Origin of the sequence: Lactobacillus johnsonii ATCC 33200 (genome assembly GCF_000159355.1) — a bacterium.
Taxonomy (GTDB): Bacteria; Bacillota; Bacilli; order Lactobacillales; family Lactobacillaceae; genus Lactobacillus; species Lactobacillus johnsonii.
In genome coordinates this window covers 897,997-920,102 of record NZ_GG670120.1, presented here as the reverse complement: position 1 = coordinate 920,102, position 22,106 = coordinate 897,997, and the positions used below count along the sequence as shown (strand labels likewise).

General features: G+C 33.9%; 19 protein-coding genes, 1 tRNA gene and 2 pseudogenes. 19 read left to right on the top strand and 3 right to left on the bottom strand.

All coding sequences use genetic code 11. The annotated features are described in order from the left end of the window. Nucleotides 1-44: 44 nt before the first annotated feature. From HMPREF0528_RS04435 to hpt, 5 genes and pseudogenes are all read left to right on the top strand, one after another. Entirely contained in the window at nucleotides 45-2,450 is a 2,406-nt protein-coding gene (locus tag HMPREF0528_RS04435) for a phosphoketolase family protein (protein WP_004895422.1), read from the top strand. A 159-nt stretch (nucleotides 2,451-2,609) separates the two neighbouring features. Then, nucleotides 2,610-3,266 (top strand): nitroreductase, encoded by a 657-nt coding sequence (locus HMPREF0528_RS04430; protein ID WP_004895421.1) that lies wholly within the window; start codon nucleotides 2,610-2,612, stop codon nucleotides 3,264-3,266. Between the two features lie 130 nt (nucleotides 3,267-3,396). Beyond that, nucleotides 3,397-4,087 (top strand): annotated as a pseudogene (locus tag HMPREF0528_RS04425) (hypothetical protein). 49 nt (nucleotides 4,088-4,136) lie between these two features. Then, the gene (locus HMPREF0528_RS04420; RefSeq protein WP_004895418.1) at nucleotides 4,137-5,519 is read left to right on the top strand and encodes a hemolysin family protein; all 1,383 of its coding nucleotides are present in this window, start codon (nucleotides 4,137-4,139) and stop codon (nucleotides 5,517-5,519) included. A gap of 97 nt (nucleotides 5,520-5,616) precedes the next feature. Then, on the top strand, nucleotides 5,617-6,186 hold the full coding sequence (gene hpt / locus HMPREF0528_RS04415; RefSeq protein WP_004895417.1) for a hypoxanthine phosphoribosyltransferase: 570 nt from the start codon (nucleotides 5,617-5,619) through the stop codon (nucleotides 6,184-6,186). Between the two features lie 87 nt (nucleotides 6,187-6,273). On the opposite strand, the gene HMPREF0528_RS04410 is transcribed toward hpt, so the two are convergent. After that, on the bottom strand, nucleotides 6,274-7,587 hold the full coding sequence (locus HMPREF0528_RS04410) for an APC family permease (RefSeq protein WP_004895416.1): 1,314 nt from the start codon (nucleotides 7,585-7,587) through the stop codon (nucleotides 6,274-6,276). Between the two features lie 120 nt (nucleotides 7,588-7,707). On the opposite strand from HMPREF0528_RS04410, the gene HMPREF0528_RS04405 reads away from it, so the two are divergent. The 5 genes from HMPREF0528_RS04405 to wecB all read left to right on the top strand — a co-directional run bounded on the left by HMPREF0528_RS04405 (nucleotide 7,708) and on the right by wecB (nucleotide 12,608). Further along, nucleotides 7,708-8,418 (top strand): GH25 family lysozyme, encoded by a 711-nt coding sequence (locus HMPREF0528_RS04405; protein WP_004895415.1) that lies wholly within the window; start codon nucleotides 7,708-7,710, stop codon nucleotides 8,416-8,418. 10 nt (nucleotides 8,419-8,428) lie between these two features. Continuing rightward, nucleotides 8,429-9,658 carry a DEAD/DEAH box helicase gene (locus tag HMPREF0528_RS04400; RefSeq protein ID WP_034525146.1) on the top strand — a complete coding sequence of 410 codons (1,230 nt, stop codon included), beginning with the start codon at nucleotides 8,429-8,431 and terminating at the stop codon, nucleotides 9,656-9,658. Then, complete coding sequence (locus HMPREF0528_RS04395; RefSeq protein ID WP_004895413.1) at nucleotides 9,658-10,989, top strand: PTS sugar transporter subunit IIC; 1,332 nt, start codon at nucleotides 9,658-9,660, stop codon at nucleotides 10,987-10,989. The genes HMPREF0528_RS04400 and HMPREF0528_RS04395 overlap by 1 nt, the downstream gene beginning before the upstream one ends. A 50-nt stretch (nucleotides 10,990-11,039) precedes the next feature. Continuing rightward, nucleotides 11,040-11,112, top strand: a tRNA-Arg gene (locus HMPREF0528_RS04390). A 353-nt stretch (nucleotides 11,113-11,465) separates the two neighbouring features. Next, a complete protein-coding gene (gene wecB / locus HMPREF0528_RS04380; RefSeq protein WP_004895411.1) occupies nucleotides 11,466-12,608 on the top strand; it encodes a non-hydrolyzing UDP-N-acetylglucosamine 2-epimerase in 1,143 nt (380 codons plus the stop codon). A gap of 31 nt (nucleotides 12,609-12,639) precedes the next feature. On the opposite strand, the gene HMPREF0528_RS04375 is transcribed toward wecB, so the two are convergent. Both HMPREF0528_RS04375 and HMPREF0528_RS04370 read right to left on the bottom strand, forming a co-directional pair. Then, nucleotides 12,640-13,149: a GtrA family protein gene (locus HMPREF0528_RS04375; RefSeq protein ID WP_004895410.1), complete on the bottom strand. Its 510-nt coding sequence runs from the start codon at nucleotides 13,147-13,149 to the stop codon at nucleotides 12,640-12,642. Beyond that, on the bottom strand, nucleotides 13,142-13,588 hold the full coding sequence (locus HMPREF0528_RS04370; RefSeq protein ID WP_004895409.1) for a flavodoxin: 447 nt from the start codon (nucleotides 13,586-13,588) through the stop codon (nucleotides 13,142-13,144). Before HMPREF0528_RS04370 ends, HMPREF0528_RS04375 begins: the two co-directional genes overlap by 8 nt. 185 nt (nucleotides 13,589-13,773) lie before the next feature. Between HMPREF0528_RS04370 and map the strand changes: the two genes are divergently transcribed. The 9 genes and pseudogenes from map to HMPREF0528_RS04320 all read left to right on the top strand — a co-directional run bounded on the left by map (nucleotide 13,774) and on the right by HMPREF0528_RS04320 (nucleotide 22,096). Then, a complete protein-coding gene (map, locus tag HMPREF0528_RS04365; protein ID WP_004895408.1) occupies nucleotides 13,774-14,598 on the top strand; it encodes a type I methionyl aminopeptidase in 825 nt (274 codons plus the stop codon). Nucleotides 14,599-14,612: 14 nt separating this feature from the next. Continuing rightward, nucleotides 14,613-15,521: a YihY/virulence factor BrkB family protein gene (locus tag HMPREF0528_RS04360; RefSeq protein ID WP_004895407.1), complete on the top strand. Its 909-nt coding sequence runs from the start codon at nucleotides 14,613-14,615 to the stop codon at nucleotides 15,519-15,521. A 73-nt stretch (nucleotides 15,522-15,594) separates the two neighbouring features. Then, nucleotides 15,595-16,500: a UTP--glucose-1-phosphate uridylyltransferase GalU gene (gene galU, locus HMPREF0528_RS04355; RefSeq protein ID WP_004895406.1), complete on the top strand. Its 906-nt coding sequence runs from the start codon at nucleotides 15,595-15,597 to the stop codon at nucleotides 16,498-16,500. A gap of 130 nt (nucleotides 16,501-16,630) precedes the next feature. Then, nucleotides 16,631-17,593 (top strand): ABC transporter ATP-binding protein, encoded by a 963-nt coding sequence (locus tag HMPREF0528_RS04350; protein WP_004895405.1) that lies wholly within the window; start codon nucleotides 16,631-16,633, stop codon nucleotides 17,591-17,593. Continuing rightward, nucleotides 17,586-19,133, top strand: a complete 1,548-nt coding sequence (locus tag HMPREF0528_RS04345) for an ABC transporter permease/substrate-binding protein (protein WP_004895404.1) — start codon at nucleotides 17,586-17,588, stop codon at nucleotides 19,131-19,133. Before HMPREF0528_RS04350 ends, HMPREF0528_RS04345 begins: the two co-directional genes overlap by 8 nt. Nucleotides 19,134-19,145: 12 nt before the next feature. Next, complete coding sequence (locus HMPREF0528_RS04340; protein WP_004895403.1) at nucleotides 19,146-19,556, top strand: OsmC family protein; 411 nt, start codon at nucleotides 19,146-19,148, stop codon at nucleotides 19,554-19,556. 130 nt (nucleotides 19,557-19,686) lie between these two features. Continuing rightward, nucleotides 19,687-20,747: pseudogene (locus HMPREF0528_RS09725) on the top strand (low temperature requirement protein A). Nucleotides 20,748-20,814: 67 nt separating this feature from the next. After that, nucleotides 20,815-21,426, top strand: coding sequence for a GTP pyrophosphokinase (locus HMPREF0528_RS04325; protein ID WP_004895400.1), 612 nt, complete (start codon nucleotides 20,815-20,817; stop codon nucleotides 21,424-21,426). Between the two features lie 4 nt (nucleotides 21,427-21,430). Further along, nucleotides 21,431-22,096 (top strand): response regulator transcription factor, encoded by a 666-nt coding sequence (locus HMPREF0528_RS04320; RefSeq protein ID WP_004895399.1) that lies wholly within the window; start codon nucleotides 21,431-21,433, stop codon nucleotides 22,094-22,096. The last annotated feature ends 10 nt before the right edge of the window (nucleotides 22,097-22,106 follow it).

Here is a 22,106-nt window from a genome sequence, read left to right as displayed (position 1 = left end):
GTACTGTAATAAACAAATGAAAACTATTTCAAGGAGATATAGCTATGGCAGTAAATTACGATTCTCAAGAATACTTAAAGAGTGTTGACGCATACTGGCGTGCAGCTAACTACTTATCAGTGGGACAATTATTTTTAATGAATAATCCTTTACTTAAGAGAGACTTAAAGGCAGAAGATGTAAAACCTAAGCCAATCGGTCACTGGGGTACAATTGTGCCACAAAACTTTATTTATGCACATTTAAATCGTGCAATTAAGAAATATGATTTAAATATGTTCTATATTGAAGGTTCTGGTCACGGTGGTCAAGTAATGGTATCTAATTCATACTTAGATGGTTCATATACTGAACGCTACCCAGAAATTACCCAAGATGAAAAGGGAATGGCTAAGTTATTTAAGCAATTCAGTTTTCCTGGTGGAGTTGCTTCTCATGCTGCTCCAGAAACCCCTGGATCAATCCATGAAGGTGGAGAATTAGGATATTCACTGTCTCATGGTGTTGGTGCAATTTTAGATAATCCAGACGTAATTGCAGCAGTTGAAATTGGTGATGGTGAATCAGAAACTGGTCCACTTGCTGCTTCTTGGTTTTCAAGTAAATTCATTAATCCAATTAAAGATGGTGCAGTTATTCCTATCTTGCAAATTAATGGCTTTAAGATTTCTAATCCAACTATCGTTTCTAGAATGAGTGATGAAGACTTAACTAAGTACTTTGAAGGAATGGGTTGGAAGCCATACTTTGTTTCTGCATATAAAGACGGTGAATTTAATGGTTATAAAGACCACATGGAAGTTCACCAAGAAATGGCCAAGACAATGGATGAAGTTGTTGAGGAGATTAAGGCTATTCAAAAGCATGCTCGTGAAAACAAAGATGATTCCTTAGTGAAGTGGCCAATGATTGTCTTTAGAGTACCTAAGGGCTGGACTGGTCCAAAATTTGATCTAGATGGCAATCCAATTGAAAATAGTTTCCGTGCTCACCAAATTCCAATTCCTGTTGCTCAAGATGACATGGCTCATAAAGAAATGCTTACTGATTGGATGGAAAGTTATAAGCCAGAAGAATTATTCAATGAAGATGGCTCACCAAAAGATATCGTTAAAGAAAATACCTTATCAGGCGACCAAAGAATGGCTATGAATCCAGTAACCAATGGTGGTATTGATCCAAAAGTCTTAAATATGCCTGATTACCGCGACTTTGCAGTTAAATTTGATAAACCGGGATCTGTCGAAAAACAAGATATGGCTGAATGGGCAAAATATTTAGACAAGATGTCTGAATTGAACCCAACTAATTTCCGTGGTTTTGGTCCGGATGAAACTAAATCTAATCGTTTATTCCAACTTTTAGATAATCAAAAACGTCAATGGATGGAAAGTATTCATACTCCAAACGATGAAAACTTGGCTCACGAGGGTCGTGTAATTGACTCACAATTGTCAGAACACCAAGATGAAGGCTGGCTTGAAGGATATGTATTAACTGGTCGTCATGGATTCTTTGCTACTTATGAAGCATTTGGCCGTGTAGTTGATTCAATGCTTACTCAACATATGAAATGGTTGAGAAAAGCCAAAGAACAATCTTGGAGACATGATTATCCAGCCATAAACTTAGTTGATACTTCAACTGTTTTCCAGCAAGACCACAATGGTTATACTCACCAAGATCCCGGTATGTTAACTCATTTGTATGAAAAGAATCGTCCAGATTTAATTCACGAATACTTGCCAGCAGATACTAATTCACTTCTTGCTGTATCTGATAAGGCATTTAGAGATCGCGAATGCATCAATGTGTTAGTAACTTCTAAACAACCTCGTCCTCAATGGTTCTCAATTGAAGAAGCTAAGAAATTAGTTGATAAAGGTCTTGGCTATGTTGACTGGGCATCAACTGATAAGGGCGCTAAGCCAGATGTTGTTTTTGCTTCAACTGGTACTGAACCAACAATTGAATCTTTAGCTGCCATTGATTTACTTCATAAGAAATTCCCAGACTTAAAGATTCGCTATATTAATGTGATTGATGTTATGAAGTTAATGTCCCCAGAAAAGAATCCAAATGCGATCAGTAATGAAGAATTCAATCGTCTTTTCCCTAAAGATACGCCAGTTATCTTTGCATGGCATGGATTTAAGCCAATGATGGAATCAATTTGGTTTGATCGCGGTCGTGGTAAAGATGATGTGCATATTCATGGGTATGAAGAGAATGGTGACATTACCACTCCTTTTGATATGCGTGTTTTAAACCACATGGATCGCTATGACTTAGCAAAAGATGTAGTAGAAAGTATTCCTGAGCTAAATGAAAAGAATGTGGATTTCATTGATGAAATGGATAGTTTGCTTGCTAAACATCACCAATATATCCGTGATAACGGTAAAGATATGCCTGAAGTTACTGAATGGCAATGGAATGGCTTAGAATAAAGATATTATTTTTTAAAGATCGGATTAATTTCCGATCTTTTTTAATTGTAGTTATTAAAAAATCATTGTATTGTTAGTGTGACATTTATTGTTATAATATATTGAGGAAAGTAAGTGTAATTTTAATAAATAAAAGATATTGTAGGAAGGGATGATGAGATGGATTTTAAAGATGTTTTAGCAAGTGAACATGCAACAAGAAAGTTTACTGATCAAAGAGTAAGCGAAAAAACTGTGATTAAGATAATCGAAGAGGCGCAAAGAACACCATCATTACTAAATTCACAACCATGGCGAATTTATGTGGCTGAAGGTGAGGTTGCAAAAGCAATAAGAAAAGATCATGAGGAGAAGGTCTTGGCTCATGAAGAACCACATGAAGATTTTGTTTCATTGCTAAAAGTTGAGTGGGATACGTTTCCAAGTAAGAATATGGCAACGATGAGTGAAACTTTAGATTACTTTTTACGTGGTGAATCTGATGCTTTCGATCAAGCTCAAATAAAATTGTTTAACGCTCCTGTGGTAGTATTTTTGACTATTCCTAAAAAATCTCCAGCTTGGTCAATTTTTGACTTAGGTGCGTTTTCGCAGACATTGATGTTAGCTGCTAATAATCGTGGTTTAAGTGCAATGCCAGCTCATGCTTTTGTTAAGTACCCAGATGTAATAAGAAAATATTTGGATATACCAGAAGATGAATCAATTGGAATTGGTATTGGTTTAGGATATCCGAATAAGAAGGCAACAATCAATAATTATAAGTCTAAACGTGTACCGTTAGATGAAGTTTTAAAGATTAAAAAAGATATCTAGTTAAGAAACTCTTGAAGAAGTTAAAGTCTAGCTAATTTGTTAGATGAATTCTTTAAGAGTTTTTTATTTTCTTATTTAAAATTAGATTAAAATATGACATAATTATAAAAAATAAAGGAGAAGAAGAATGATGTTATTAGTTTCTCCTGAGCAATGGGCTAATTGGGATAAATGGTTTAATTACACATTGCCAGGCTATATTTTAATTTTAGGGATAATTTTTTTTTGTTGGATTGATTCCATTTTTATGCGTACATAATAAAATTACTTATACTTTATTTGGGGTGACAACCGTATTTTTAGTAACTTTTCTGGGGATAGCTTATTTTAAAAATAAGGAATCAAAAGAATATGTCAAAGAAAATCATTATTTAACGGCAATGGTTAGAGAGTATGATGCTCAGATTTTTTCTAATAAATATTATGATCCAGAAGAAATCGAGATGTTTAAATATGTAGCTGATATTCAGACTCCGTCTCATTTGCCTTCCGTTTATAAAAAGATATCAGTGAGGCAAGAAGTTACCTACCTTGGTAAAAATGATTATTATGCCTTTATTAAATTAAATGATGTAGTAATGAAGTTCAGTCTGGCAGATTGTAAAAAAATTCCAGGAAGTAAAGCTTACTTTACAGGCTATCATTTTAAGATTAGAAATAAGAAGTTTTTGAAGTTAGGATTTATTGATTTAAAACATAATTTACGCGATAAAGTAGAACTACCAGCCGAGTTCTATAACAAGCAAGTTTCAAGTAATATTGAAGAAAATTATAATCATCCCGGATTAGTTGCAAACTGGATCCCTGATTCAGCAAAATAATGCTAAAATAGAGATATAATTATTTAATATATAAAAAGGTGAAGATCACTTGTCTACAAGTACTATAACTACTAATTTAATTGTTATTTTCATAACGTTTTTAATTGCAATTTTCTTTGTTGTTGCTGAATTTGCTTTAGTGCAGACTAGATCGAGTCAGCTAGAAGATATGCTGGCAAACGGTCAAGGCAACCCTAAGAAACTAAAGCGTGCTCTACATATGGTTCATAATTTGAATGAGTCATTGTCTACCACTCAAGTAGGTACTACTTTAGTTGGTGTTATTTTAGGTTGGATTGGTCAAGGAACTATTGAAGAACTATTGACTGATGCGTTTAAAATGACACCTTGGTTTGGAGCAAAGACTAGCGGAGTATTAGGAGCAACTTTAGGTGTTGTATTGCTAACTTATTTAGAGGTTGTTGTAACTGAAATTGTTCCTAAGAATATTGCTATTGACATGCCCGTTAAGTGTTTAATGGCAGTCGTTACTCCTTTAGCTGCTTTCCATACGATTGTATATCCATTTGTATGGTTACTTAATCACAGTGCTAATGGATTGCTTCATTTATTAGGGATGCAGTCAGCTGATGAAGAAAGTGAGGTTTATTCACAATCTGAAATCTTACGTTTATCTCGTAACGCTGTAACTGTCGGCTCACTTGATAAAGACGATCTTTTGTACATGGAACGTGCTTTTGAATTAAATGATAAAGTTGCTAAAGATATCATGACAGACCGTACTCAACTTCAAGTTTTAAATGCGGCTGATGATGTAAAAACAGCTTTAGAAAAATATATTAAAGATGGCTTTAGCCGTTTCCCAGTTGTGCGTGATAATGATAAAGATGATGTTGTAGGATACGTTTATGCTTATGATATCGTAAGTCAAGATCAGGAAAATCCTAATGTTCCGATTACTAGAATTATTAGAGCGATTATTACTGTGCCTGAATCAATGTTAATTCAAGATATTTTGAAATTAATGATTAAAAAGCACACACCAATTGTTTTAGTAGTTGATGAGTATGGTGGAACAAGTGGGATTGTAACTGATAAAGATATTTATGAAGAACTCTTCGGATCAATTAAGGATGAAATCGATGATGTTTCAGACGAATATATTGTCCGCGATGATCATGGAAATATCCATGTTTCAGGAAAGACTACTTTATATGATTTTGAACGCTACTTCCATACTAAGCTGAAAGCATTCGAAGATAGTGATATTATTACCATAGGTGGTTATATGATGGAACACTATCCTAATTTAAAACGTGGTGAGTCTGTTGATTTAGAAGGCTTTAAGTTTAAGCTAGTAAACATTGAACAAGGATTCATGCGTTGGTTCATCGTTTCTAAGATCGATCAAGCCAGTGAAAATGATGATTCAGAAAATAGCGATCAAAATGATAAAGAAAAAGATAAATAATCGGAAAAAGCACCTCAAGATAGGTGCTTTTTTGTCTAATTAAATGTTATAATTCTACTATTAACAACGCATTTATAAAAGGATATAGAGGGTTAAAATGCAAAATAGTGATAATATTGACAACATTATTGATCGTGTTTTATTTAGTCAAGATGACATCGAAGAGATTTGTCAAAGACTAGGTAAGCAATTAACTGAGGATTATGCTGGTAAGTTTCCATTAGTCATTGGGGTACTAAAGGGTGCTGTATACTTTATGACTGATTTAACACGCCATATGAATGTAAAAATGCAAAATGACTTTATGGATGTTTCAAGCTACGGTGATGGCTTTGAATCAACTGGTAAAGTTAGATTAGATATTGACGTTCAAGCAGATGTTAAGGGTAGAGATGTATTACTGGTTGAAGATATTGTTGATACTGGTCATACTCTAAAATTTATGAAGGATCTATTAATTGAACGTGGCGCAAAGAGTGTAAAGTGTTGCGCGCTTCTTAATAAAACAGAACGCCGTGAAGATGATGTAGTTGTAGATTACTATGGCTCAAAAGTTGAAAATGAATTTGTAGTTGGCTATGGATTAGACTACTTAAATGCATATCGTAATTTACCTTATGTTGGTGTTTTAAAACCAGAAGTTATTCAAGCAAACTTAAACCGTTAATCATTCAAAATATATTTATCATAAAATTAAAAAGGGTTGAGACTTTCTCCTTAGCTAGTGGAAGTTTCAACCCTTTATCTATGAGCTTTATTGTTGGCGATTATTCTGTTTTTTCATATAGTAATAAATAGGAAGGCCCAATAGCGTTAGACCGATGCCAGTTATTGAGAGCCAGAATTCATTAATTACAGTACTGATCACAATGAATAAACCACCACCAATTGAGATGATCGGGACAATAGGATACCAAGGAACAACATAAGGACGTTCTAGTTTAGGTTCGCGGTAGCGCAAAATTACCACTGCAATTGAAATTAAGGTGGTAAAGGTCCACATGACGAAGACAAGCATGTTGGTTAAGAGATCAAAAGTCCCTAGTATAATCATTATTAAAGATACGAAAAGAATAATTAGTGCACTTAGTGTAGGCACACCTGTATTAACATTAGTGCGACTAATTTTATCGGAAAATGGTAACATTTTATTTTGTGCTAAAGTATAAGGTATTCTCATTCCTGTAAGCATAAAACCATTAATTGCGCCATAAACTGAAATTAAAATTCCAATAGTAACTAATTTACCGCCTAAACTGCCAAATAGTTTTAACGAAGCTAAATAAGCAGTATTTTGATTGCCGATAATTTCTTTAAAAGGAATAGCAGTCAAAAAAGCGTAGTTGACTAATACATAAATTAAAGTAATAGCAGATAGACCGATGATAATAGCTCTTGATAGATTCTTCTCAGGCTTTTCAATTTCACCAGCTAAATTAGTTACGTTAATCCAGCCATCATAAGCAAATAAAGCCGCAAGTAAACCACCGCTTAAGCCTGTCCAAAAAGATGTATTATGCCCAGCGCTTAAAGGGAATAAGTTAATATCGACTTTGCTTGAATTAAAAAGACCAAAAAGCACAATTAAAGCAATTGGGATAGCCTTAAGAATAGTCATGACTGATTGCATTCGGGTCGAAAATTTTGTAGAAATAAAGTTTAAGCCCATTAAAAAGATGGCGAGCAGTAGACCAATTAAAGTCGCGTATTTAGCAGGTAAATTAAATAAAACAACAAATTGTTGCCCAAATATTACACTTAAAGCTGCAATATTGGCAGGGAAATAGACTAGCATTTGAGCCCAGCCAAATAAAAAGCCCCAAACTTTTCCATAAGTATACTCAATGTACTTGATAGAGCCCCCAGTAACTGGAAGAGCAGCTGCAATTTCAGATACGGTGAGGCCAGAAGCGATGGAAACAATACCGGCTAAAATCCAGACGAAAAGAGTTAATGAGGGAGTGCCGGTTTCATAACTAATGCTTCCTATTTTGAAAAAAACGCCCCCACCGATTACAGTTCCAACGACTGTAGCTAGGGCTTGACCAAAGCTAATTTGTCTTTTCAAGATTGTACTTTCCTTTCGATATATCTATAACTTTTAGTAATGATATCATTTTATACTAAATCTTAATGAAAGTGGTGTAGAAAGAAGAAGTTCGTTAAAATAGCTAATGGAGGGACTGAAATGCATCGTTATCGACATAAATATACTTTCCCAAGTATTATTATTTTACTCATTCTAGCTTTTTCAGGACTAGTATGGGGATACTTTAATATGAGACAAAATACAACTGTTCCTCGTGGCTCAAATATGAGTGTATTAGGCATTGAACTAGACCAAACAAAAGATTACATTGATTTACATAAGTTAGAAAAAAATGGTATTTCTTTTGTATATTTGAGGTCAACACAAGGAAAATCTTATTTTGACGATAATTACTTACTTTATCGGGATCAAATTCAAGGAACTAACTTAAACTTTGGTACAATTATTGCTTATAGTGATGAAACGAGTAATCAAGAACAATACCAATACTTTTTGAATAAAGTTGGAATTAACACCGGAAGTTTGCCTGTTATGATTGTGCCAGCTGCTAGTCACTTGACTAAGTCATATTGGAAGTGCATGGGAATTTTTGCTCAAATGATAAATAATCTTGGAAAAAGAGTAATGATAGCTGGTGACTACCGTTATCATAATTATTTTCCAGAAGGAACAAGGTTTTTATATACGGGAGCAAGTTTAAAAGATAGACGACACTATGCTTTTTGGTGTTACACTCAAAATGGAAGAGTTAAAAATATAGATAATCTCGAACGGGATGTAACTATGTTTGCTTATATTGGTACTAATACACAGTACGAGCAATTATATGGTCAGCAAGGAACACAATAGAGGAAATAAAATGTATTCAAACGCAATTACACAAGTTTTAGAAAAAGAACATAAAAATGAACCAACCTTAATTCAAGAAAGAACATATGATGCTATTCGTAATGGTGCTAGCATCGTAGGCTTAGCTAAGACTGGTACCGGTAAAACTTTAGCTTATGGTTTGCCAGTAATGGAGCGAATTGCCGAAATTGGTGGTCGAGGCATTATTTTAGAACCAACCACTGAACTTGCGATCCAAACCAGAAATAATCTTTTACCTTATGCAAAATCATTAGGTTTAAAAACCATTGCATTAGTTGGAGCAGGAAATAGAAAAAGACAATTAGAACGCTTAAAAAAGGAAAAACCGGAAATAATAATTGCTACATCAGGAAGATTTTTTGACTTTTTATCAGAGAACCGAATCAAGTATCAAGACATTAATGCCTTGGTGATTGATGAAGCGGATGATATTTTAGAATTTACAAAATTAGATTTACTGAGTTCATTAGGACAAAATTTATCTTCAACTGCTCAAATTTTACTTTTTGGAGCATCAGAGTCAGAAATAACAAAAGATGCCGAAGATTTGTTTAATCATACTTTCTTACTGATTGATGTGCGACCAGAGCAAAAATCTGAAGTTAAACATTGCTTTTTACAAGTCTCAAATGAATATAAAATGCAGTTTTTGCAGCGGTTGGCAAAGTTAGATAAGTTCAAGGGTATTCTCTTTTTTGATAGTACAGAAAGTGAAATGAGATTTGTGCGAATTTTTAGTCATAGTAAGACAAAATTTGCTGTTTTAAGTAATGAAACTAGTAAGCAAAATAGAGAAAAAATTCTTAGTGATTTTAGAGCAGGACGAATTAAGTTTTTATTTGCGACTGATTTAGCAGCTCGTGGGTTAGACTTACCTGATGTTAGCTATGTTATTAACTTTGAAATTCCGAGTGAAGTAAATACCTACTTGCATCGGAGCGGTAGGACGGGCCGAATGAATAAATCAGGAACTGTTGTCACTCTTGGGGACGATCATGACTTTAGAGACTTGAAAAAATTACTATCTGATACTTACCAAGTTCAAAGAGCATATTTTGCAGGGTATAGTTTAACGACTGAAAAGCCAAAACGAAAAAAAGAAGAGCCAGAAACTCAAGAGAAGAAAGTAAAGAAAATTAAGCCTAAGCATAAAAAGAAGCGTTGGCGCAATAAGAAAAATAAAGGATATCATCCTCGAAAGGATAGAAGAGAAAAATAATGTCATCTTTAGTTAAATGGCTAGAAACTTATGTTTTACCACCTGCATCGCGTTTAGCTCAAGTACGCTGGCTAGTTGCAATGCGAGATACTTTTATTTCTTTACTGCCAATTACAATGGCTGGTTCAATTGCAATGCTATTTAATAGCATAATTAGAGCAGCTAAAGTACAAATGCATTGGGATACTTTTTATTCTTTAATGCAGCCTGTAGTAGCGATTGATAACATCATTTGGGAAGGCACATTTGCCCTTTTTGCGGTTTATTTTGCAATTTCTTGGGGTTATCACCTAGCTAAGACCTATGAAGTGAACCGATTTGCAGGTTCTGTCGCTTCTTTAGTTGCTTTTGCAATGAGCATTAGTGATTCTGTTAAATTGCGCATTGATGGGGATGTAGTTGATATTAAAAATGCTTTTGATATCAAACAATTTTCTACAATGGGCCTATTTACAGCTATTATCTTTGGCTGTATTGGAACGGCATTATTTATTACCTTTTATAAGGCTAGAATTAGACTAAAAGTAGATAGTAGTATGCCGCATGCAGAATGGGTTGCATTTAGTACTTTGATCCCGATTCTGCTTTCTATTTTTATTGTAGGTTTTGTTAATTATGCTTTTCAAAGGCTTACAGGAACCTATTTTGGTAATTGGCTGCTTACTACTATTCAAAGACCCTTGGTTAATTTAGGACAGGGCTTTGGAGTCGTTTTATTAGTTACATTTTTGGTTCAAATCTTCTGGTTCTTTGGAATTAACGGTATAAGTGTGCTAACTCCAGTAATGGATTCTTTGTGGCTGACACCAGAAAATATTAATGTTACAGCTGTTAGAAATAGTGAGCATGTTCCTTATATTTGGGTTCGCGACTCTTTTAATGTTTTTGCATGGTTTGGTGGAGCAGGCGGAACTCTGGTATTGATTATTGCCATTTTAATGTTTTCTAAGCGTAAAGATTATCGAACAATAGCAAAGATGGCTGTAGCACCAGGAATTTTTAATATTAATGAACCTATTATTTTCGGTCTGCCAGTTGTTTTTAATCCTGTCTATTTAATTCCGTTTGTTGTAGCTCCTTTAGTAAATGTATCATTAGCTTATTGGGCTACACAGGCTGGTTTAGTTAATCCAGTTCAAATTTTTGTTCCAACTGTAATGCCGCCACTTATTGGACCGTTCTTAGCTTGCAATTATGATTGGCGTGCTATTGTACTGGCTCTCATTAATATGGTAATTGCGCTTCTTATTTGGATGCCGTTTGTTTTTGCGGCAGATAAGATTGCTAAGCAAGATAATAATCAACGGAATTTCTATTTACCTCAATACTAAATTTATGATAGTGAAAAACTAGTTTTTATGTTAAAGTAGAAACTAGTCCTGACCCCGTAGTTCATCTGGATAGAACAATGGTCTCCTAAACCGTAGAGGTGAGTTCGAATCTCACCGGGGTCATACATGAAAAAAGCATTTCTTCAATTAATGAGAAGAAATGCTTTTTTATTCATCTTAAACATATTTTAATGGGTTAATAAAAATCTCTAAAACAATCCAGAGAAAAATAATTAGTAATATTGCAATAATTCCAATTAAAACATGCTTAGTTTTTTGTGGGTAAGAGTTCCCAAAGAGGAAAACTAAGCAAAAGACTATAATGGTAATTAAAATTGCAGCTAAAGATAAAAAACTAAACATAAATTGCTCACTTTCCTTATAGTATATAAGTATAAAGTAGTTTGACAAATAGTACCAAAGAAAATTTAATTGGGGTATAGTAGAAGATACAAAATATAAGGTAAGGATAAATTATGAATAAAGTAAAAGTAATGACAGTTTTTGGTACTAGACCAGAAGCTATTAAAGTGGCACCGTTAGTGTTGAAGCTAAAAAAAGATGATCGTTTTGAAGAGATAACAGTCGTAAGTGCTCAACATCGTGAAATGTTGGATCAGGTTTTAGATATTTTTAAGATTAAACCTGACTATGATTTTAATATCATGCATAAAAATCAAACATTAGAAGATATTACTTCAAAAGTAATTCTTGATATGGCTAAAGTAATAAAAAAAGAGCAACCAGACATTGTTTTGGTTCATGGAGATACAACAACTAGCTTTGCGGCTGGCTTAGCAACTTTTTATGAACAAACAAAGTTAGGCCATGTGGAGGCTGGTCTTAGAACCTGGAATAAGTATTCTCCGTTTCCAGAAGAGATGAATCGACAAATGACTGATGATTTAACTGATTTATATTTTGCACCAACTAAATTAAGCAAACAAAACTTAATTAAAGAAAATCATCCCGCTGATAATATTTATGTGACTGGGAATACTGCCATTGATGCTTTGGAACAGACAGTTAAAGAAGAATATCATCACGATGTTCTGGATGAAATTAACCCAGATAGTAAGATTGTTTTAGTTACCATGCACCGCAGAGAGAATCAAGGAGAACCGATGCGACGCGTCTTTAAAGTTATGAAACAGGTAGTTGATAGTCATAAAGACGTTGAAATTATCTATCCGGTTCATCTGTCTCCACGTGTACAAAAGGTAGCTAAAGAGGTATTAAGTGACGATCCGCGAATTCACTTGATTAAACCACTAGATGTAGTTGATTTTCATAATTTAGCTAAAAAAAGCTACTTTATTATGACTGATTCGGGTGGAGTTCAAGAAGAAGCTCCTTCTCTAGGTAAGCCAGTATTAGTTTTACGTGATACAACTGAGCGTCCTGAAGGAGTTGCAGCTGGAACTTTAAAGCTTGTAGGAACCGAAGTAGATAAGGTTCGTGCTGAAATGATACGTTTACTTGAAGATGAAAAAGCATATACTGAAATGGCGAATGCAAAAAATCCATATGGGGATGGAAAAGCAGCTGATCGGATTATGGATGCAATTGCTTATTATTTTGACAAGGAACATAATCAAAAACCAGTTGATTTTAACTAAAAAAGCTCCATTTTTATGGAGCTTTTTTAGTTCACTTTTTATTAAAGTAGTCTTTAAATTTTTTAGCAAATTTACCACTAGTATTAAGAAAAATTGATTTGGTAGTTAAATAGTTGAAAATACCTACTAAAATTTGATCGATTATTTTTACAAAAAATGCATTCCAATTAAGCCAAGAAATACCAACTAGCATAATTAAGTTATCCGGGACTAAACTAATGACTCGGTAAATAAAGAATAAACAAATTTGGTAAACTACTCCATGCTTTTTATCGACATTTTGAATGAATACACCATGTTTATTAAAAGAAAAAGAGGCTAAATTAGAAATAATAAATGCGATTGTGTTGGCATAAATCACAGGCATTTTCCAAATATTATGCAATAAAAGAAAGCAGGCAATATTGATAACGGCTGCTAGAAAACCGAAGATAACATAAACATAAAAATTTCGGTGTCTCGCAACTAATTTACTGCCGAGTTCTCTTAACTGCTCTTGAGTAATCTTTTGTCCCTTCCTTTTAGGGTGATTTTTAGCCATTAAATGCCTCAACTATTTCTTCAGTAGCTTGATCAATTAAGGCAATGTCTTCATCATCGACTGCATTTTCTATTTTAACTGGTTTTGCTGCTTCGATAGCGCCACATTTAATAAATGCTTTTTCAAAATCATCTACGTTTTCACAATAGTGATCTTTATAGGTCTTGTCTCCTGAACCCATTACAGCAAATTTTTTACCGGATAGGTCAAGTGTGATTAGTTGGTCATAAAAGTCTTTTAATTCATCAGTCATCACGCCTTCGCCATATGTATAAGTAATCATTACGCAAAGGTCAGCATCAAGATAAGAGCTAGCATCTGCGAAACTGACGTCAATATTTTCTACGTCAAAACCTGCATCTTGTAAGTTTTCTTCTAAAATTTCTGCCATATCTTCATCATTACCAGTCATGCTGGCAAAGACAATTTGTGCTTTCATGCAAAAAACTTCTTTCTATAACGTTTTCTCTTATTATACTAAAGAAGTATAGAAGTTTGTAAATCTTAAGAGAAATTATTTAAGAAAAGCTTTATAATGAATGGTTGAGACTTTCTTAATAACTACAAAATCATACCTATTTAAGGTATGCTAAGAGTATATAAATTAAAAAAGGAGACTTTTTAATGATAACAATTAAATCAAAGCGCGAGTTGCAAGGGATGCAAAAATCTGGTCGCGTTTTAGCAGCTATGTTTGAAGGTTTACGTGATGTTATTAAACCTGGAATTTCAACTTGGGAAATTGAAGAATTTGCTCAAGATTTTATGAAAAAACATGGTGGTCGTCTTTCAGAACAAGGTTTTGAAGGATATAAGTATGGAACTTGTATTAGTGTAAACGATGAAATTGCTCATGCGATTCCTAGAAAAGGTAAGATCCTAAAAGAGGGTGACTTAGTCAGCGTTGACGTTACTTGCAACGTTGATGGCTACGAAACTGATTCATGTACTACTTATGGTGTTGGTGAAATTTCTGCTGAAGACCAAAAATTAATGGACGTTACTAAGAAAGCAATGTACATGGGAATTGATCAAGCGGTTGTTGGAAATCGTATTGGTGATATTGGTAGCGTTATTCAAAATTATGTTGAAGATGAAAATGGCTATGGTGATGTACGTGAACTTGTAGGCCATGGTATTCAACCATCTATCCATGAAGATCCAGAAGTTCCTCACTGGGGTAAGGCAGGTCATGGTTTGCGTTTACGTGAAGGAATGACTATTACAGTTGAACCAATGGTTGAAGCTGGTGGAGACTGGAGAATCGAACAAAAAACTGTATCAGATCCTAATGATGATTGGGTTTACTATGCAACTCCAGATGGTTCGAAGGCAGCTCAATTTGAACATACTTTTGCAATTACTCCAGATGGACCAAAGATTTTAACTTTGCAAAAGCCATATGATGGCTATGAAAAATATCTTCCTCACTTTTTGGATGAAGATTAATAGATAGTAAGACCATGAATTCTTTTATCAATCAGACTAAAAACCGTATAACAGAGTTTTTTCAGTTATTATCTAAATATATTAGCCAAGGCGAGATAAATCAGACTTCAATTATTATTGCTTATTATGTGCTATTAAGTATTTTTCCAATCATAATTATTATTGGAAATGTTTTACCTTTGCTTAATATCGACACTGAGCCAATTGCTCGCTATCTTGAATTGATTTTTCCATCTCAGATTTCAAGTCTAATTATGCCAATTATCAATGCTTTATTGAAAAAACACTCCAGTGGTTTTATTTCTCTTGGTATTGTGATTGCTATTTGGTCTTTAAGTTGTTTAGTTAATTCAATTCGCTTAGCAGCAAATAAAATTTATGGCGTTGATAAAAAAGAAAAAGGTAAGTCATGGTGGAACTATTTACTTGCTAGAACGTTTACTTTTGTTCTCTCTGTGATTTTGGTAGTTGGCTTTTCAATAATAATTTTTGTTGTTACCTTTGGTAGACAGATTATGGAATTCTTGGCTCCAATTTTTAATCTATCCTTGTGGTGGGTATATAAGTTGGAAAATTATCGTTGGCCGATTATAATTTTGGTTATGGTTATTATAAACTTGTATATTAACTATGTCATTCCCAACATCACTGTACGAAAGCGCATCGTATGGCCTGGAGTATGGTTTACCGTAGTGAGCTGGAGCGCCTTATCCTATTTCTTTGGTTTATATTTGAGGCAATTCGGAACGCGCTGGCAGAACTATGGAATTGTAGGTTCTTTTATAATCTTTATGTTATGGCTAAATGTAGGTTCATTTTTACTTTTGCTTGGCATTTGTCTTAATGCCACAGGGGATGAATTAAAAGGTAGAAAAATTGAATACAGTCGTAGCCCGATTTTGAGAATTTTTAGAAAAAAATAGTAAATTGTCTAAATAAGTTTCTAGAAGTTTGGTAAAATACACTAAGGAAAGCTTATTTTGTGAGGAGAATAAAATGAAAGTAAGAAAAGCAGTTATTCCAGCAGCTGGATTAGGTACTAGATTTTTACCTGCCACTAAGGCTATGCCTAAGGAAATGGTACCGATTGTTGATAAACCAACAATTCAATTTATTGTAGAAGAAGCTAAAAAATCTGGAATTGAAGATATCTTGATCGTTACTGGTAAAAACAAGCGTTCTATCGAAGATCACTTTGATGCTAACCCAGAACTAGAACAAGATTTGGAAGAAAAGGGTAAGACTGATCTTTTACACTTAACCCAATCAATTACTAACTTAGGTGTTAACCTTTACTACACTCGTCAACCACACCCAGCTGGTTTAGGGGATGCGATTTTAAGAGCTCGTAGCTTCGTTGGGGATGAACCATTTGCTGTTATGCTTGGTGACGACTTGATGGATGACAAGGTTCCACTAACTAAGCAATTGATCGATCGTTATGACAAGACTCATGCATCAACTATTGCTGTTATGCCTGTACCACATGAAGAAGTTTCTAAGTATGGTGTTATTGATCCAGATAGCGAAATTGAACCTGGTTTAATTAACGTTAAGGCCTTTGTTGAAAAGCCAGACGTGGATAAGGCACCTAGTGACTACGCAATTATTGGTCGTTACTTGTTAACTCCAGAAATTTTTGATATTTTAGCACATCAAAAACCTGGTCGTGGTGGCGAAATTCAATTAACTGACGCAATTGATACTATGAACAAGACTCAACGAGTATTCGCTCATGTATTTAATGGTGAACGTCATGATGTTGGTAACAAGGAAGGTTACCTTGAAACATCAATTGAATATGGTTTATCTCACCCTCAAATTAAAGATGATTTACGTGAGTACATTATTAACATGGCTCAAAAATTACAAAAAGAAGATAAAAACTCAAAGAAGAAATAATAAGGCTTCTTTGGAACTATAAGACTGACTATTTCGTCAGTCTTATTTTTTTGTTTAAAAAGATGTAATCTTTTTGCCAAGTTCTTATAAATAGTGAGAAAATATAAATAACTATTTTTATAAGGGTAAAATGATGATTGAATATAAAAATATTTCAAAAAAATACGATGGACAAGAAATCTTAAAAGATGTTTCTTTCGCAGTGAAAAAAGGAGATATTTTTGTTTTAGTTGGACCAAGTGGGAGCGGAAAGACAACGTTGCTAAAGATGTTTAACCGGCTTATTGAACCAACGAAGGGACAAATTCTTCTAAATGATAAACCAATAAAAGAATATAATTTGCGTAAACTAAGGGAAAAGACTGGGTATGTATTGCAAACAGCTAGTTTATTTCCAAATTTAACTGTTGGTGAAAATATTACAATTGTGTTGGAGCAAGAAGGTGTTGATCGCAAAGAACGGCGAAAAAAACAGGAAGAGCTATTAAAATCGGTTGATTTGGATCCAAAATTATATTGTGATCGCATGCCGAGTGAACTATCAGGTGGTGAACAACAACGAGTTGGCATTGTTCGAGCTTTAGCAGCGGATCCTGAAGTTGTTTTAATGGATGAACCTTTTTCTGCTCTTGATCCAGTTGTAAGAAAGCAACTACAAGACTTACTTATTAATTTACATGAGCAATTCAATAAAACAGTAATGTTTGTAACACATGACATGCAAGAAGCTATTCGTTTAGGAAACACAATTGGAGTTCTGCATAAAGGTGTTTTAGAGCAAGTTGGCAAACCTAGAGAAATTTTAAGATATCCGGCTACCAAATTTGTACAGGAATTTTTTGCAGGAAATCGGATTAATCAGAAACTTGATCTTGAAACTTTATTGAAGAGCGAATTGGGTGTAGATCCACGATTCTATCCTAAAGTGGATACCCTTGTTCGTTATCACGTTGATAGCGTAGAGGATTTAATTAAAGATTGTTCTAACCATCCAGATACTTTGTTTATTGCAGAGACCAGGTTTGGTGAATTTTTAATTGAGCCAAAAAGAGTTTGGAATTTATTTTTGAAGTGGGTGGCTGGACATGATTAAATCACTATGGCAGATGTTACTAACTGAACATGGACAAATTTGGGCTACCACGCTTGTTCATATTAAGATTTCTCTGATTGCCTTGCTGATTGCAATGGTAATTGCAATTCCACTGGCTTTTATTTTAAAAGGTCACAAAAAGGCTGCTGAATTTACACTTCAAATAGCGGGAATTATTCAAACAATTCCTAGTTTGGCGGTTCTAGGTTTACTGCTACCATTTGTTGGAATCGGAACCGTGCCAGCAGTCATTGCGTTAGTTCTATATGCAATTATGCCAATATTTCAAAATACTTATTCGGGATTAACGGAAATACCCGAAAATCTAGAAGAAGCAGCTACTGCCTTGGGACTCACTAAATGGAAAAAGTTACAGCGACTAGAAATTCCACTGGCTATGCCGATGATAGTAGCAGGAATTCGGATCGCTCTAGTTATGATTATTGGTACTGCCACTTTAGCTGCTTTAATTGGTGGCGGAGGCTTAGGTACTTATATATACGTTGGAATTAATTCAAACAATAATACTGAAGTCTTAATGGGAGCAATTTTATCTGCATTGCTTGCTCTAATATTTAGTGGCGTTTTGAAATTCATTTCAAAAAATAATAAACGTTTAAAAGTAGGAAGTGCACTAATTGCCTTGGCTTTAGTAATTTGGGGTGGAAGTAGCCTGTATAACCATTATGCTAATACCTCTAAAAATGTTGCTGAAACAAAGCAAACGATTACTATTGCTGGAAAAATGGGATCAGAACCAGCTATTTTGATTAATATGTATAAGGACCTAATCGAAAAGAATGACCCCAATACTAAGGTGGTTTTAAAACCTAACTTTGGTGGAACCACATTTTTATTCAAAGCTCTTCAAACAGATAAGATTGATATTTATCCTGAATTTACAGGTACAGTTTTACAAACGTTAGTCAAAACTGGTAAAAAGACCGGGAATGATCCAAATCAAGTTTATGTAGAAGCTAGAAGCGACTTAAAGAAACAATTTGATATGGAATATCTGAAGCCAATGGCTTACCAGAATGGTTATGCTTTAGCTACAACACAAAAATTTGCTAAAGACAATCACTTGACCAAGATGAGTGACTTAAACCGTGTAAATAAAAAAGTACATGCAGCCTTTGATCCGGACTTTACCTCATTAAAAGATGGCTATCCCGGCTTAAAGAAAATCTATAAGTTAGATTTTGCTTCAATTAAGAGTACTGAATCGAGCATTCGCTATCATGCTATTGCTAATAATCAAGCTAATGTTGTTGATGGCTATACAACAGATGCAGAAATTAAGAAGTATAATTTAGTGATGCTGGATGATGATAAGAAATTCTTCCCACCATATCAGGGAGCTCCCCTAATGAGGACAAAATTTGCAGAGAGAAATCCTCAAATTGTAAAGGCTTTAAATAAATTAGCTGGTAAAATTACTACTGAAGAAATGCAGCAGATGAATTATCAAGTTAATGTTAAGCATGAGAAACCTGCTAAAGTAGCTCATGATTATTTGGTAAAACATGGATTAATTTAGAAAAGAGAAAAAATGACAAAATATACAGTAAAAAGTGAATTAACTGATACTCCTTGGCAAATTGAAAATCGAACAAAGAAAAATAAATTCATGGCTGATGAATCAGCAAGTGATAAAAATGTTGCCCCGAATCCAGTAGAATATTTAGCTGGTGCTGTTAACTCTTGTATTTCAATTTCTGCAGGGATGATTGCAAATGTACATCATTTAGATGTAAAGAACTTTAAAGTAACAAATCAGGCAATTACTACTAAACTCGGCCATGGAAAGTCAGTTGTTAGTGAAATGTTAATTACGGTTTCTTTTGACAGCTCTATGTCTCAAGAAGAAAAACAAGACTTTTTAGATCATACTCTGCATGTTTCAACTGTTTATCAAACAGTATCGCAGAGTGTAAAAACATATGTAGAATTAGAAAATTAAGCTATCTATTTGCTCTTAGTCGGATAAGACTAAGGGCATTTTTGATTTTTTTATGAATATAAGGCAAGATAGAAACTAATTAAGTTTGAGGAGGAGTTTAAGTAAAAAAATAGTTGCTAAACCAGTTAGCATGTTTGAATTATTCTTTGATTTAGTTTTTGTATATGCGATTTCTAGAATTACTGCGATGATACATCATCCTGTTAATGGAGGTATTCCTTTAGCTACTTTTTTAGAGTTTTTATTAGTCGTCGTTGTAGTAATGGAAATTTGGCTCTATCAGGTTGTTTATTTTAATCGATACAGCAAGAATAACTTTTTAGACATTGCCGGAATTGTTTTAAATATGTTTACAGCAGTTTGCTTAGCCAACAATATTAATACGGAATGGCGCATAACCTTTCACTATTTTAATATTGCGATGGCTGTAATGATTGCAACAATATTTTGCCAATATTTATTCACTTCGGTTAATGAAGTTAATGATAAAAGAGAATTCTTATTTATTTTAGGAATAGAGTTCTTTTTAGTAATTTTAGGGTTGATACTTGGTTATTCTGTAGGGATTTATTTCTGTATTGCTGCTTATATTATTGGTTTGATTTTACCAATCTTTTTATGGGAAAAATTTAAGGCTGAAAGAGTTAATTTCCTTCATTTGGTGGAGAGAGTAAGTTTGATAGTTATTATTGCGTTTGGAGAAGTAATTGTTAATTTAGCAAATTATTTCAATAGTAAGACTCCTCTTATGTATGCTGCATTTTTTTATCACTAGTTTTAATGTTTGCTAGTTATGTACTTTTATCGGATAAGATCATTAACCATCATCAAATTAGTAGAGGATTTGTCTTAATGTATAGTCATATTGCAATTGCGATTTCTGTATTGTTAATGACTGTAGATGCCCTATATTTAAATAATAAAAATGTGGACCGTAAGTTTTTGTATGGGTTAATTGTAGTTACGATTGTACTTTATTATTTCTCTTTGATTGTGAACCAAGTTTATAATAAGAAGGTATGTCGATTTGAAAAAATTGAAGCAATAATCCTCTTAACTATATTTGTTATTGGAGCTTTAATTTTATGGTTAGTTAAAAATTCTATTTTGGGAGTTATGATCTGCTTATTAATATGGAATCTTGCCTTTTTCTTAGTTTTTCTAATGAAAAGCAAAAATTCTTTAAATTGAAATTATTATAGTTATTAAAAAAATCTCGACTGCTATAATATTAGTAAATTAATAAAGAGGGTTTAATATGGATATTTATGGTGGCTATACTCCAGTGCTAGATAGTTTACTTAACCAAATGTTGGAGTACTTTAGGAAAGAAAATCAACTTCATCAGGAGAAAACCGGCGATAGCCTATATGAACACTTGATTGGCCGAGTTAAGCGGCCAGAAAGCATGATTGAAAAATGTCAACGAAAAGAATTGCCGGTAACCCCAAAATCAGCTCTAAAAGAAAATCGAGATAGTGTAGGAATTCGTGTGGTTTGCAATTTTATTGATGACATTTATACCTGTATCGATTTAATTAAGGAATGGAACGACGTAGAAATCGTCAAGCAAAAAGATTACATTACGAATGCTAAACCAAATGGGTATCGTTCTTATCATATGATTTTAGATGTTGAAAGACCCGAAGAAGATATTGTAGGAAACACCCCGGGTCACTACTATGTTGAAGTACAACTTAGAACGATAGCGATGGATACTTGGGCTAGCTTAGAGCATGAAATGAAGTATAAGCACAAGATAAAGAATCCCGAAATGATTGGTAAAGAGTTGAAGCGAGTGGCTGATGAATTAGCTTCTTGTGATGTAAGTATGCAGACTTTGCGCCATTTAATTAGAGAGGAAGATTAACTTAATGAAAATTTTGCTTGCAGAAGATGAAGAACAGTTATCTCGTGTTTTGGTAGCCGCAATGCAGAGTGTCAATTATGAGGTGGATCCTGTTTTTAATGGACGGGATGCAGTTGAACTTGCGCGGAAAAATTCATATGACGTTATCATCTTAGATATTATGATGCCAGTCATGGATGGAATTACTGCCCTAAAGGAGATTCGCAAGAGTGGCGATAAGACTTATGTTTTAATGTTAACCGCAAAAGCAGAAGTTGATGATCGAGTAACTGGTTTAGATAGCGGAGCTGATGATTATTTAACTAAGCCATTTTCACTGAAAGAGTTGCTAGCACGTTTACGTTCAAAAGAACGACGAGACGATCAATATACACCTAATGAGGTTGAGGTAGGAGACCTGGCTTTAAATGTTGCTGAACAAGAACTAGTCAGTCATAATTCAATTCGTTTAGGAAGTAAAGAGACTCAACTTTTGAATTATTTGATGCTTAATGAAGGAAAAGAATTTTCAACTTCAGATTTATTAGCGCATGTTTGGAAAGATGATGATGAAACTAGTGAAGATGTCGTTTGGATTTATATTTCTTATCTAAGACAAAAGTTGCAGTCGATTCAGAGCTCAGTTCAGATTGTCGGTGAAAAAGGTGGTAGTTTTTCCTTAATTAGGTAGGTGAGCTAAA